Genomic DNA, 12,920 nt, shown 5'->3' on the forward strand with positions numbered 1-12,920 from the left:
AAGTGATGCCGTGCCCAGGAGAGAGTTTCATGAACAACCGCATAACTGCCATGCTGGGCGTCGAGCACCCGATTGTGCAAGCGCCCATGGGCTGGATCGCGAGGGCGCAATTGGCGTCGGCGGTGTCTAACGCTGGCGGTATGGGGATCATTGAAACCAGTTCAGGCCAACTAGAGGAGGTGCGGGAAGAAATCCGCAAGATGCGGACGCTCACCGAGAAGCCCTTTGGTGTGAACATCGCCCAGGCCTTTGTCCGCGACCCCGACATTGTGCCGTTCGTTGTTGATCAGGGCGTCAAGTTCGTCACGACATCCGCGGGCGACCCGAACAAATATTGTGAGCCGTTGAAGAAGGCCGGCCTGACCGTTTTCCATGTTGTTCCCACCCTCGACGGCGCGCTCAAGGCCATTGCTGCGGGTGTTGATGGCCTTGTGGTCGAAGGCGGGGAGGGCGGTGGCTTCAAGAATCCGCGCGACGTGGCGCTGATGGTGCTGCTGCCGCTCATTCGCTCGAAAGTCGATGTGCCTATCATTGCCGCCGGCGGCATGGTTTGTGGCCGGACCATGGCAGCCGCCTTTGCGCTTGGGGCAGAGGGTGTGCAGATGGGCACCCGCATGGTCTCCGCAGCCGAATCACCAGTGCACCAGAACTGGAAGGATGCGATTGTCGGCGCCAAGGAAACCGACACGGTCTTCCTGAACCGGCATGGCCCCGGCCCCGCCTTGCGGGCCCTGCGCACCGCCAAAACAGAAGAGATTGATCGCAACCCGATTGGCGATGTCCGCCCTGAGTTCGCGCGTATCCGTGATCTCTATTTTGGCGGCGATCTCGAAGCCTCCATTGCGCTTACCGGCCAGGTTGCCGGGCGAATCGACGCCGTCAAACCTGTGGCACAAATCATCGGTGAGGTGATGGACGAGTTTCACGAGCAAATGGCGGTGCTGTGCCGGACCTACGCTTGACAGCAGCTTCACCAGCCCAAATCAATATACCCTAGTATTATAGGTTTGCAGATACAGGAGACACGCCCATGGCCTTCAAGACCCGCATCACCGAGATGCTCGGTATTCAGCACCCGATCGTTCAGGGCGGCATGCAGGGCGTTGGCACCGCTGACATGGCCAGCGCCGTATCGAATGCGGGCGGCCTAGGCATCATCACCGCGCTCACGCAGCCCAGCCCGGCGGCACTGCGTGAAGAGATCGAGCGGTGCCGGTCGCTGACCGACAAGCCGTTCGGCGTCAATCTGACGGTGTTCCCGACAATCAATTCGCCCGATTATAATGCCTATGCCGACGCGGTGGTCGAAAGCGGCGTGCGCATCATGGAAACCGCCGGCACCCCGGCGGTGCGCGAAATCTGGGAACGGGTGAAACCGCATGGTGTCACCATCCTGCACAAGTGCACCGCGGTCCGTCATGCCGTGTCAGCCGAAAAGGCGGGCTGCGACATCATCTCCATCGATGGCTTCGAATGCGCCGGCCACCCCGGCGAGGATGACATCCCCGGCCTGATCCTCATCCCGGCAGCGGCCGACAAGGTGAAGATCCCGATGTTGGCATCGGGCGGCTTTGGGGATGGTCGTGGTCTGGTTGCAGCCCTGTCGCTAGGTGCGGAAGGCATCAACATGGGCACGCGTTTCTGCGCCACGCAAGAAGCGCCGATCCACCCCAATATCAAGCAGGCTTATATCGACAATGACGAACGCGGCAGCAACCTGATCTTCCGCAGTTTCAAGAACACCGCGCGCGTCGGCAAAAGTGCAGTGTCGGATGAAGTCGTCCGTCGCCTCGCACAGCCCGGTGCCAAGTTCGAGGACGTCAAGGAACTGGTGGCCGGTGACGCCGGGCGTGACATGCTCAAGACCGGTGACCTGAGCAAGGGCATCTTTTGGGCTGGCATGATTCAGGGGTTGATCCATGACATCCCGACCTGTCAGGTGCTGGTCGACCGTATCATCGCCGAAGCCGAGCAGATCATTGATCAGCGTCTCGCCGGTTTCCGCGCCTGACGCATGACACAAACGAACGCAGAATAAACAGGAGAGTTGACCATGGCCGGACCATTGCACGGCGTACGTATCATCGAATTCGCAGGTATCGGGCCGGGGCCCTATGCCGGGATGATGCTCGCTGACCATGGGGCCGAGGTCATTCGCATCGACCGCCCCGGCGGCGCGGTGCTCAAGACCGACCCGCTGACCCGCAGTCGCAAATCGATCAGCCTCGATATGAAGAATCCCGAGGCGGTCGCGATTGCGCGCAAGCTGTGCCAGACCGCCGATGGCGTGATCGAGGGGCTGCGTCCGGGTGTCATGGAACGGCTCGGTCTCGGGCCCGACGTGCTGCTCGCTGACAATCCCAAGCTGGTCTACGGTCGGATGACCGGCTGGGGCCAGTATGGGCCGTATGCGCAGGCTGCCGGCCATGATATCAACTATATCGCGCTGTCCGGCGTGCTGCACACCATCGGACGCAAGGGCGAAAAGCCGGTTCCGCCGGTCAACTATGTCGGCGATTTCGGCGGTGGTGGCATGATGCTCGCCTTTGGCATGGTAAGCGCCATCCTCGCCGCCAAGACAGGTGGGCCAGGGCAGGTGATCGACTGTGCGATGACTGACGGGTCGGCGGTTCTCTCGGCCATGACCTGGGGCTTCAAGGCGGCGGGAATGTGGGCCGATGAGCCGGGTGTCAACATGCTCGATACCGGTGCGCCATTCTATGACACTTACACCTGCAAGGATGGCAAATTCGTCTCGATTGGTTCGATCGAACCGCAATTTTACGCGCTGTTGCGCCAATTGAGCGGTCTTGATGCCGACCCGGCCTTTGACGCACAGCATGACCGCAGCCAGTGGCCGGCGCTCAAGCAGAAGGTCGCCGAGTTGTTCCTGACCAAGACTCGCGATGAATGGTGCGCGATCATGGAAATGACCGATGTCTGCTTTGCCCCTGTATTGAGCATGGAGGAGGCGCCGAAGCATCCGCACAATGTTGAACGCGGAACCTTCATTGAAGTGGGCGGTGCCGTGCAGCCAGCGCCGGCGCCGCGCTATTCGGTGACAAAGGCTGACACGCCGACGCCTTCGCCGACCGTTGGTGAACATGGTGACGCGTTGCTGGCTGACATCGGTTTTGATGCTGACGCCATTGCAGCCGCCCGTGCCAGTGGCGCTGTCCGTTGAGCCAATCGACTGCCGAAGCCGGACGGGTCCTGCCGCTCAAAGGCATTCACAATTTCCGTGATTATGGCGGCTATGCCCTGCCGGGTGGAGGCCGCCTGAAGACCGGCCTGTTGTGGCGTTCGGCGCAGCATCGCGATGCCACGGACGAGGATTTGGCTGCTGTCCAGTCGCTCGGACTTGGCGCGATCATTGATTTGCGTGGTGAAAGCGAACGGGCCGACCACCCGTGCCGGCGAGCACCCGATTTTTCGACACCGGTCTATTTCGGGCCGGGAGAGACGGCTGGCAGTGCCACAGCGCCACATCTGGCAGCAGCGCAGGCGGCGATCACCGGCGAGGATGCGGCCGAGGCGCTGAAGTTCAGCTATGTCGGGATGCCCTGGCGCGACAATCTGTTGGTGGCTTTCCGCCATTATTTCGATGAGGTTGAAAAGGGGCATCCGACGCTGGTGCATTGTTTCGCTGGCAAGGACCGCACGGGTGTGATCGTCGCCCTGTTGCACCGCCTGCTCGGTGTCCATGAGGATGATGTGCTGGCTGACTATATGCTGACCAATGTCGCCGGCAAGGTGGACGAGCGCATCGCTGCCGGTGCCGAGCATATTCGCAGCCGTTATGGAGCTGGTATCACTGATGCGGGCATCCGCGCCTTGATGGAGGTGCGAGAGGATTATCTCGCCGCCGCTTTTGACGTGATCAGCGAAAGGTACGGCTCTGTTGGCCGATATGCTCACGAGGTTTTGGGCATTGACGATTTCCGGATTGCGCGATTGAGAGAGCAATACACCGTCTAACAATCTGGAAAATGGCGCCATTTTGAATGGTTGGTGGTTGCGAAACCAAGTGACACAAGGGCGTGTCAATGGTGGGGGTGCATGCACCCGCCATGCTCAAACATCTGTTCGCCATTCTCTTCCTCATCAGCCCTGTGGCAGCGTCGGCGCAGGTCATCGCCGGACAGGCCGAGATCATCGACGGAGACACATTGCATGTCGCCGGGGAGCGCATCCGGTTGCATGGCATTGATGCCCCGGAGAGCCAGCAGCAGTGCCAGCGAGCCGGTGCCAATTGGGCATGTGGCGAGGAATCGACCCGGCAACTGGAGGCGCTCGTCGGGGAGCGGTCAGTGCGCTGTGAAGCGCGCGACGTGGACCGTTACGGTCGAACGGTGGCGGTGTGTCGCGCCGGGTCGCTCGATCTCGGTCAGGCCATGGTCCAGACAGGCATGGCGGTGGCCTTTACCCGATATTCGACCGACTATGTGGCTGACGAACAGGGTGCCCGTGCCGGAACGCGGGGTCTGTGGGCGTCAAGTTTCGTCAACCCGTCGCAGTACAGGGCGGAAAACCGGGGAGGCGGCGGGGCTGTTGCAAGAGGCGGCAATACCGCGCTCAGGACTGCGCCAACGACCAACACCCGGCCAGCTATCGCGACACGCTCACCGTCGGGGACCTGCCTGATCAAGGGCAATATCAACCGACGCGGCGAGTATATCTATCATATGCCGGGTATGCCCTACTATGATGTAACTCGGGCGGAGCGCATGTTCTGCAGCGAGGCAGAGGCACAGTCGGCCGGATTTCGCCGCGCCATCGTGCGCTGATCGGCAGACCGTTGCCTGTCAGGCGTGGCAGGCCGCCAACTCTAGTGCAAAAACCCTATCGCACTTTCCGGCGGCCATGATAGGCTGTCTTTGACGGGTCAGACAACATGGCCCGCAGCTGAGAGAGGATCGGGGATGAAATCGAAGTTGATGCTGCTCGTCTCTGTGGCGGCGCTGGCGGTGGCCGGCTGCTCAGGCAAGACGGGTGAAGGCGCGCCAATGGTGGATGACGCGCGGCTGAGTGCCGCAGCGAACCAGCCCGAAAACTGGGTGACGCATGGCGGCACCTATGAGGAACAGCGATTCTCCCGCCTCGACAAGATCAATGCCGAAACGGTCGGTCAGCTCGGGCTGGCCTGGAGCCACGAATTTGATACGAACCGCGGGCAGGAAGCGACGCCGATCGTCGTCGACGGCGTGCTCTATACGACAACGGCATGGAGCAAGGTGTTCGCCTTTGACGCCAAGACCGGGCGGCAATTGTGGAGCTATGACCCGCAGGTCCCGGGCGAAAAAGGCTTCAACGCCTGTTGCGACGTGGTCAACCGCGGCGTGGCCGTGTATGACGGCAAGGTCTTCTTTGGCACGATCGACGGCCGCCTGATAGCCCTTGACGCGGCGACTGGCGAGCCGGTCTGGTCCGAGGTGACAGTTGACCAGTCCAAACCTTATACCATCACCGGTGCTCCACGGGTGGTGAAGGGCAAGGTTCTTATCGGCAATGGCGGCGCCGAATATGGTGTGCGCGGCTATGTCTCAGCTTATGATGCTGACTCCGGCGACCTGGCCTGGCGCTTCTATACTGTGCCCGCCGGCCCGGACGCGCCACCGGACAACGCAGCGTCTGACCCGCAGATGGAACGGGCACGAGGGACATGGTTTGGCGATTATGCCCGCTTTGGCGGTGGCGGCACCGTGTGGGACGCCATCGTCTATGATCAGGAATTCAACCAGATACTGATCGGCGTCGGCAACGGCAGTCCATGGAACCACAAGATCCGTTCGGACGGTCGCGGCGACAATCTGTTCCTTTCTTCGGTGGTTGCGCTGGATGCTGATACCGGAGCCTACAAGTGGCATTATCAGGGAACGCCCGGGGAAACCTGGGACTTTACCCAGACCCAGCCAATCATCCTCGCTGACCTGACCATCGATGGCCAGCCACGCAAGGTGATGATGCAGGCGCCGAAAAACGGCTTTTTCTACGTTATCGACCGGCGTGACGGAAAGCTTGTCTCAGCCAAAAATTTCGTTCCGACGACCTGGGCGACCGGCATCGACATGGCGACCGGGCGGCCGATCGAGGCGCCCAATGCGCGCTATACCGATGGCAGCTTCCTTGCCCTGCCGTCAGCCCTGGGGGCGCATAACTGGCATCCGATGGCCTATAGTCCAGACACTGGCCTCGTTTACCTTCCGGCACAGGAAGTGCCCTTTGCCTACCTCAATGACGCCAATTTCGGCGAGGGGCGTGAAGGTGGCTGGAATGTCGGTATCGATTTCCTCGCCAATGGCGTGCCTGAGGATCCCGCCGCTTTCCGGGCGGTTCGGGCGATGTTGAAGGGGCAATTGATTGCCTGGGACCCAGTGCAGCAAAAGGAACGCTGGCGGGTCCAGTATGACGGGCCTTGGAATGGCGGGGTTCTGGCCACGCATGGCGGGCTGGTGTTTCAGGGCAATGCCCATGGGCAATTCTCCGCCTTTGATGCCAGTAATGGCCGCAAGCTCTGGTCATTTGAAGCCGGCACCGGCATTATCGCGCCGCCAATCAGCTATGCGATAGACGGGGAGCAGTATGTCGCGGTAATGGCTGGTTATGGCGGGGCCTATCCGCTCAGTTCGTCCTTTGTCGACAATCCGCGACCGATGCCGATGGGCCGTCTGCTCGTGTTCAAACTGGGCGGCAACGCGCCATACAGCATAACGCCGATCGAAAATCCGCCGGCGGTCATTGTCAATGCCAGCTTTACGCCGGCGCAAGTGCAGCGTGGCATGCAACTTTACGAGAGCAATTGCGGCGTTTGCCATGGACCAGCCGCGATGTCCTCGGGTGTGCTGCCCGATCTGCGGCGGTCTCAGATGATTACCAGTGCTGATGCGTTCAAGACGGTGGTGATCGATGGATCACTGAAGGACCGGGGGATGGCGAGCTTTGCCCGTTACATGACCCCGGCCGACGCGGAAGCGGTACGGGCCTATATCGCCGGACGGGCACGGGTCCTGCATCAACGGGAAGCCGGTGGACAGCGCTGATCCGGTCACGGCATGAATGGTAGGGGCGGTCCCGGCAACGGGGCCGCCCTTGCTTTTGGCAGCAACGGCGCACAGCCTCGCCGACCGGGCTCCCGCGCCTTGCCTAGGTGACCACGTCCGGCGCGACCCGCCCAGTCAGGCGGGCAATGCGGGCGATGGATTCGGTCGCCGCAACCAGATGCCCGAGTGCCAGGTGCACATCTTGGTCGAGATTACCGCCGGGCGGTTCATAGCGTTCTAGATAAACGCGCAGTGTGGCCCCTTCGGTTCCGGTGCCCGAGAGACGCAAAACGATTCGCGAACCGCAGCCAAAGCCGATGCGGATGCCCTGATTGGTGCTGATCGCCCCATCCACTGGACTTGCATAGGTGAAATCATCCGCGCCCGCGACAGTCAATGGACCATGTTTTTGCCCTGCCAGAGAGGGAAGAGAGGCCCGAAGCTCGTCGATGACTTGCCCGGCAACGTCGGTCGGCAATCCCTCATAATCATGCCGCGCATAATAGTTTCGGCCAAAGGTGTCCCAATGCTCACGGGTAATGGCATCAACCGACTGCTTGCGGACGCCCAGAATGTTGAGCCAGAGCAGAACGGCCCACAGTCCGTCCTTCTCACGAACATGATCACTGCCGGTCCCCGCACTTTCTTCGCCGCACAGGCTGGCCACTCCGGCGTCCAGCAGCTCGCCGAAGAATTTCCATCCTGTCGGCGTTTCGAAACAGGGTAAGCCGCGAACAGCCGCTACCCGATCGATGGCGGCACTGGTTGGCATCGAACGGGCCACCCCCTTAAGGCCACCGGCATAGCCAGGAGCGAGGTGGGCATTGGCCGCCAGGATAGCGAGTGAATCCGACGGGGAAACAAAGCGCCCGCGACCGATAATCAGATTGCGGTCACCATCGCCGTCCGAGGCGGCTCCGATATCAGGCGCGTTATCGCTCATCATCAGCTCATAGAGCTCACGGGCATGCACCAGATTAGGGTCGGGGTGATGACCGCCAAAGTCTTCAAGCGGCGTTCCGTTGCGCACGGTTCCCGATGCGAAACCGAGCCGCCGTTCCAATATCTCTGTGGCATAGGGGCCGGTGATGGCCGACATGGCATCAAAGGTGAGCGACAGGCCGCCCCGTGCTGCTGCGCGAATGGCGTCGAAATCAAACAGACTTTCCATAAGGTCCGCATAATCGCTGACGGGATCAATGACCTCCACCAGCATGGTGCCAACCATGACGTTGCCGATGACATCCAGGTTTATGTCATTGCTGTCCTCCGCCAACCAGCGGTTGATCGTCAGTGTCCGGGCATGGATCGCCTCTGTTACCTTTTCGGGAGCGGGTCCGCCATTTGCGATGTTATATTTGATGCCAAAGTCCTCATCCGGCCCACCAGGATTGTGGCTGGCGGAAAGAATGAGCCCGCCGATCGCACCATAGTGGCGGATGATATGGCTGGCGGCAGGCGTCGACAGCAGGCCCCCGCGACCAACAATGACGCGTGCAAAGCCATTGGCGGCTGCCATGCGGATGGCCTGCTGGATGACCGTCCGGTTATGGTAGCGCCCGTCGCCGCCGATGACGAGCGAAGCACCATCCTTGCCTTCGATGACATCAAACACCGACTGGATGAAATTCTCGGCGTAATCGGCCTGTGCAAAATGTCGGACCTTTTTGCGCAGGCCCGATGTGCCGGGCTTTTGATCGGTAAAGGGCGTGCTGATGTGTGTCTGGATCATGTGTCAGCCCATGGCAAGGAGCGGGTAAACAGGACGATAATGCGCGCCGGGGCAGGTCCCATGCCTTCGCTTGGGTGCCAGCCAACACGCCCATCACCTGTAACGGCACGAGCCGCTAAAGCTTTATGCCCCGCAGTCTTCGTCACAGCGTTCGCGTGTTGGTGTTAACAGGATGGTAACCGCATTGACTTGACAGGGGGATGCAGCCGCCCAAATGATCCCCCCAGCGGGCGTGTTGGGGCGGTGACGCGGCGCATAAAGCGGAGTCGAGCATGAGCCTGCCCATTTTGCCGGTCCTGATGGCCTTTGGGGCGCCCATTGATGCGCCGGATGCTTCGCCTGCCGTGAGTTCCGTTCAGCCGGCGTCTCTGCCCGATGGTGCACCCTTTGTGCTCGTTGCCGATATGTCGCAACTGACCAGCGACACCGTTGTTACCGGCAGCGGCGCGCAATCTCAGCCGGATTTGATGACCGGTCCTGTTGAGCAGACCGATGCAGCGCCTTCAGGCGAGGGCCCTGACTCGGATCCCGCGAACGAGGATCTGGTGGTTCAGGCGCGCCAGCAAGTACCCGGTGATCCGCTGGAAAACATCAATGCCGAAACCTATCAAGTCGTCGCCAAGGTCGATCAGGCAGTTATCGAACCGGTGGCCATGGCGTATCGCGATGGCCTGCCTCGACAGGTGCGCTCGGCCTTGAGCAATTTCTTTTCCAACTTGCGTGAGCCGGTAGTGGCGCTCAATTATCTTTTGCAGCTCAAACCCGGCAAGGCGATTGAAACTGTTGCGCGCTTTGCCATCAATTCCACGGTGGGCATTGCCGGATTGATTGACGTGGCGGAGACGCGCGCGTTCAATCTGCCCTACAGACGCAACGGCTTTGCCAACACGCTGGGCTATTATGGCGTAGGGCAGGGGCCTTTCCTTGTGGTGCCGCTGGTTGGCGCGACGACCTTGCGCGACATGATCGGTAGCGGGCTTGACCAGTTGGTGATGCCGCTCGCTGTAGGCCGCCCCTTTACCCATCCGGCCTATGGCCCGGCTGCCTATACAGTCAACTCTCTGGATTACCGGATCGAATTTGACAGCGATATCGCGAGCTATCGCGAGAGCCCGGACCCTTACTCTGCAATGCGCGATGCCTATCTCAACCGCCGCGAGGCGGAAATTGATGCGTTGAGAGGCCGTCCGGCGGCTGCAAACGATGCAGCTGCTGTCGCGGACGAAGCGGATCCGGCATTGACCGCAGACAGCGCAAGCTGATCAACCAAGGGAAAATGGTGAGCCCTGCTGGGTTCGAACCAGCGACCTACTGATTAAAAGTCAGTTGCTCTACCGACTGAGCTAAGGGCCCCCAGATAGCGGGGTGACGTCACTATGCGCCGTCCGGTGCGCTCCCCCTAGGCGCGCTTGCTTGACGGGTCAACGGGGATTGGCCTGTTGTGGCGGAAAGCCAGTTGGCGCGTTGTCAGCCCGGTGAGTGGATCACGCCAGGCAGGTACAAGCGACGCGACCGGTGAGACGACAAAGTCACGCTCACGCCAGAGCCTGTGCGGGATGGTGAGATTGCGCGATTGCCAGCGGCCGCCACTCCACAGAATGATGTCGAGATCAAGTACACGGTTGCCCCACCGTTGGCCGCGACGGCGACCAAATTCCCGTTCAATCGACTTGAGACCGGCCAGCAGCGCAGGCGGCATCAGGCACGACCGGATCAGGCATGCACTGTTGGCATAGGTGCGTAGGGACGGGCCAACGGGCGCACTGGCAATGATTGGGGAACTGGCGAGCAGTGCGACGGCAGGGCCAGAAAGATACGAGCGCGCAGCGGCTATGACCGAAGCGGGCCTGCCGTGGTGACCATGCGGACGATTGCTGCCGAGGGCAATAACGTAGAGAAAGGGCGGTCTTGCCGTGTGCATGCCAACCGCCTATCGCTTTGATGTGCCCTGTTCCAGTCCCCATATCCGCAGTCCTCTCCCGCATCTTGAGCCGACGCATGATTGCCCGCTGTGTCCACGACTGATGGAGTTGAGAGAGGAATTGCGGATTGAATATCCTGACTGGTGGAATGCCCCGGTCCCGGCAATGGGCGACCCGGCGGCGTGGCTGGGTATTATAGGCCTGGCGCCGGGCAAGCATGGAGCCAACAGGACTGGCCGGCCCTTCACCGGGGATTTTGCTGGAGATTTGTTGTTTGCCACACTTGGCAAGTTCGGTTTGCTCGATGGAACCTACCGCAGTGATCCGGCAGATGGCGTGACACTGGTGGGGGCGGTGATCCTCAACAGCGTCAAATGCCTGCCGCCACAAAACAAACCTCTCCCTGAGGAGGTTCGGACTTGCGCGCGTTTTTTCGAGGCCCAGCGGACAGCTATACCTTCCCTGCGCATTTTCCTGGCGCTGGGGCAAATTGCGCATCAAGCGACCATCCGTGCGGTTGGCGGGCGGCAGGCGGACTATAAGTTCGGCCATGGCGCGGTGCATCGCTTGCCCGATGGCCGGGTGTTGATCGACAGCTATCATTGCTCCCGCTACAACCAGAACACCGGACGACTGACGGCTGAAATGTTTGAATCGGTTTTTGCCAAGGCGTGCGGACTCAAGGCTACAACCGACTAGAGATAGGGCAGAAACTCGGCAACGACGTCACGGTATAGCTGACGCTTGAATGGGACTATCAGGTCAACCAATTGCTGAGGTTCCACCCATTGCCAGGCACGGAATTCCGGATGGCTGGTGGCAATATTGACGTCGGCATCCTGACCCAGGAAGCGGAGGAGATACCAGCGCTGGCGTTGCCCGCGATAGCGACCGCCCCACATCCTGCCCATCAGATGATCGGGCAGATCATAGTCGAACAGGCCATCGCTGCGACGGATCAGGCTGGCGTGATGTTCGGCAATGCCGATTTCCTCTGACAATTCGCGGAAGATGGCAGTATCGGGGTCTTCGCCCGGATCGACGCCTCCCTGCGGCATCTGCCAGGCCTCGCTGCTGCTGTCGAGGCGCTGGCCTACAAATACCAGACCGGCGCAGTTGACAAGCATGGCGCCGACACAGGGACGATAGGGCAAATGGTCAAAGGAGCTGCTGGTCATCCGGTCGCCAATAGCTCGTCAAGCAAGGCGCGGAAAGCCTTGAGAAAACCGTCAATGTCCTGAACCGAGGACGGCACTCCCTTGCGCAGGCAGATAAAGCCATGGATATTCCCCTTGGCTTCGCGAAAGACAACGGGCACGCCCGCTTGTGCGAGGGCTGCAACATAAGCGCGGCCCTGATCCCTGATTGGATCAAGGCTGGCGGTGACGACCACTGCCGGGGGCATACCGGCCTGATCGAACAGTATGGGACTGGCGCTCTGGTGGCTGAGGTCCGCCGCATAGCAATCTGCGAACCATTCCATGCCTGCCCGCGTCAACAAATAGCCATCGGCAAACTGTGTATAGCTTGGATGATCGGAACCGAGATCGGTTGCGGGATAGATGGGCAACTGAGCGATAACCGGCACAGCTGCCGGCGAATCGCGCAGGGCCATGGCGACCACAATGGTCAGATTGCCCCCAGCGCTGTCGCCGGAAAGGGTGAGGGCAGTGACGCTGCGGCCGAGCTCCGGCGGGCTCGCTGCAACCCAGCGCGCGGCTGCTTCGCAATCCTCCGGGGCTGCCGGCCATACATGCTCCGGTGCCAGTCGATAATCGACGGCCACCACCGGCATATCGAGCACCCGGGCCATCTCGGTACAAAAAGGTTCATGTGTTTCCAGATCGCCGATGACAAAGCCGCCACCATGGAAAAAGACCATTACCGGACCAGGTTGCCGATTTTCGCGAGCGTCATAAAGGCGCAAGGCGATGTCACCGCCCGGTCCGGGGCACTTGAGATCCCGGATAACTGCCAGCGGCGTCGGTTCGGCGTCGGCGACTGCCCGCATCGCCCGCATCATCTCACGGCCGGCCGGTGCCGGCAGGTCCTGCATTTTGGGCCCATCCTGGGCATTCAGATAATCGAGGAAGGCGCGCGTATCAGGCCTTACATATGCTGCGGTGTCGGCGGGATTGGTCATCATGTCTCTCCCTTCGGCCTTTTGACCCTTGTCGAATCATGTCATTATGCGTGTCGCAATTTGCGCGAGAGAACAAAATCTAT

The 12,920-nt window shown here is 60.8% G+C and carries 12 protein-coding genes and 1 tRNA gene; 8 read left to right on the forward strand and 5 right to left on the reverse strand.

The features are described 5' to 3' along the window. Positions 1 to 29: 29 nt before the first annotated feature. From GV829_RS11800 to GV829_RS11825, 6 genes are all read left to right on the forward strand, one after another. Positions 30 to 962, forward strand: a complete 933-nt coding sequence (locus tag GV829_RS11800; protein WP_169946909.1) for an NAD(P)H-dependent flavin oxidoreductase — start codon at positions 30 to 32, stop codon at positions 960 to 962. Positions 963 to 1,030: 68 nt separating this feature from the next. Then, positions 1,031 to 2,011, forward strand: a complete 981-nt coding sequence (locus tag GV829_RS11805) for an NAD(P)H-dependent flavin oxidoreductase (protein ID WP_169946911.1) — start codon at positions 1,031 to 1,033, stop codon at positions 2,009 to 2,011. A gap of 42 nt (positions 2,012 to 2,053) precedes the next feature. Beyond that, complete coding sequence (locus GV829_RS11810; RefSeq protein ID WP_169946913.1) at positions 2,054 to 3,184, forward strand: CaiB/BaiF CoA transferase family protein; 1,131 nt, start codon at positions 2,054 to 2,056, stop codon at positions 3,182 to 3,184. Further along, positions 3,181 to 3,978 (forward strand): tyrosine-protein phosphatase, encoded by a 798-nt coding sequence (locus tag GV829_RS11815; RefSeq protein WP_169946915.1) that lies wholly within the window; start codon positions 3,181 to 3,183, stop codon positions 3,976 to 3,978. The genes GV829_RS11810 and GV829_RS11815 overlap by 4 nt, the downstream gene beginning before the upstream one ends. Before the next feature lie 68 nt (positions 3,979 to 4,046). After that, positions 4,047 to 4,787: a thermonuclease family protein gene (locus tag GV829_RS11820; RefSeq protein WP_212612125.1), complete on the forward strand. Its 741-nt coding sequence runs from the start codon at positions 4,047 to 4,049 to the stop codon at positions 4,785 to 4,787. A gap of 135 nt (positions 4,788 to 4,922) precedes the next feature. Then, complete coding sequence (locus GV829_RS11825; protein WP_169946917.1) at positions 4,923 to 7,040, forward strand: PQQ-dependent dehydrogenase, methanol/ethanol family; 2,118 nt, start codon at positions 4,923 to 4,925, stop codon at positions 7,038 to 7,040. A 103-nt stretch (positions 7,041 to 7,143) separates the two neighbouring features. On the opposite strand, the gene GV829_RS11830 is transcribed toward GV829_RS11825, so the two are convergent. Further along, entirely contained in the window at positions 7,144 to 8,772 is a 1,629-nt protein-coding gene (locus tag GV829_RS11830; protein WP_169946919.1) for an alpha-D-glucose phosphate-specific phosphoglucomutase, read from the reverse strand. 272 nt (positions 8,773 to 9,044) lie between these two features. Between GV829_RS11830 and GV829_RS11835 the strand changes: the two genes are divergently transcribed. Beyond that, positions 9,045 to 10,034 carry an MlaA family lipoprotein gene (locus GV829_RS11835; RefSeq protein WP_169946921.1) on the forward strand — a complete coding sequence of 330 codons (990 nt, stop codon included), beginning with the start codon at positions 9,045 to 9,047 and terminating at the stop codon, positions 10,032 to 10,034. Positions 10,035 to 10,049: 15 nt separating this feature from the next. Here the strand turns inward: GV829_RS11835 and GV829_RS11840 are convergent. Both GV829_RS11840 and folK read right to left on the reverse strand, forming a co-directional pair. Next, positions 10,050 to 10,125 (reverse strand) — tRNA-Lys (locus GV829_RS11840). Between the two features lie 46 nt (positions 10,126 to 10,171). After that, a complete protein-coding gene (gene folK, locus GV829_RS11845; RefSeq protein ID WP_169946923.1) occupies positions 10,172 to 10,693 on the reverse strand; it encodes a 2-amino-4-hydroxy-6-hydroxymethyldihydropteridine diphosphokinase in 522 nt (173 codons plus the stop codon). On the opposite strand from folK, the gene GV829_RS11850 reads away from it, so the two are divergent. Then, positions 10,692 to 11,393 carry a uracil-DNA glycosylase gene (locus tag GV829_RS11850; protein ID WP_169946924.1) on the forward strand — a complete coding sequence of 234 codons (702 nt, stop codon included), beginning with the start codon at positions 10,692 to 10,694 and terminating at the stop codon, positions 11,391 to 11,393. The two genes, folK and GV829_RS11850, sit on opposite strands and share 2 nt — an antisense overlap. Here the strand turns inward: GV829_RS11850 and GV829_RS11855 are convergent. Further along, positions 11,390 to 11,872, reverse strand: coding sequence for an RNA pyrophosphohydrolase (locus GV829_RS11855; RefSeq protein ID WP_169946926.1), 483 nt, complete (start codon positions 11,870 to 11,872; stop codon positions 11,390 to 11,392). The two genes, GV829_RS11850 and GV829_RS11855, sit on opposite strands and share 4 nt — an antisense overlap. Next, positions 11,869 to 12,840, reverse strand: a complete 972-nt coding sequence (locus GV829_RS11860; protein ID WP_425505414.1) for an alpha/beta hydrolase — start codon at positions 12,838 to 12,840, stop codon at positions 11,869 to 11,871. Before GV829_RS11860 ends, GV829_RS11855 begins: the two co-directional genes overlap by 4 nt. Positions 12,841 to 12,920: the final 80 nt, after the last annotated feature.

This window comes from Sphingomonas lacunae, assembly GCF_012979535.1.
GTDB lineage: Bacteria > Pseudomonadota > Alphaproteobacteria > Sphingomonadales > Sphingomonadaceae > Sphingopyxis > Sphingopyxis lacunae.

Bases quoted from the DNA above. Each gene is read 5' to 3' on its own strand.
- GV829_RS11805 (WP_169946911.1), top strand. From the start codon at position 1,031: ATGGCCTTCAAGACCCGCATCACCGAGATGCTCGGTATTCAGCACCCG.
- GV829_RS11855 (WP_169946926.1), bottom strand. From the start codon at position 11,872: ATGACCAGCAGCTCCTTTGACCATTTGCCCTATCGTCCCTGTGTCGGC.
- GV829_RS11810 (WP_169946913.1), top strand. From the start codon at position 2,054: ATGGCCGGACCATTGCACGGCGTACGTATCATCGAATTCGCAGGTATC.
- GV829_RS11800 (WP_169946909.1), top strand. From the start codon at position 30: ATGAACAACCGCATAACTGCCATGCTGGGCGTCGAGCACCCGATTGTG.
- GV829_RS11830 (WP_169946919.1), bottom strand. From the start codon at position 8,772: ATGATCCAGACACACATCAGCACGCCCTTTACCGATCAAAAGCCCGGC.
- folK (WP_169946923.1), bottom strand. From the start codon at position 10,693: ATGCACACGGCAAGACCGCCCTTTCTCTACGTTATTGCCCTCGGCAGC.
- GV829_RS11825 (WP_169946917.1), top strand. From the start codon at position 4,923: ATGAAATCGAAGTTGATGCTGCTCGTCTCTGTGGCGGCGCTGGCGGTG.
- GV829_RS11860 (WP_425505414.1), bottom strand. From the start codon at position 12,840: ATGATGACCAATCCCGCCGACACCGCAGCATATGTAAGGCCTGATACG.
- GV829_RS11820 (WP_212612125.1), top strand. From the start codon at position 4,047: ATGGTGGGGGTGCATGCACCCGCCATGCTCAAACATCTGTTCGCCATT.
- GV829_RS11835 (WP_169946921.1), top strand. From the start codon at position 9,045: ATGAGCCTGCCCATTTTGCCGGTCCTGATGGCCTTTGGGGCGCCCATT.
- GV829_RS11850 (WP_169946924.1), top strand. From the start codon at position 10,692: ATGCCAACCGCCTATCGCTTTGATGTGCCCTGTTCCAGTCCCCATATC.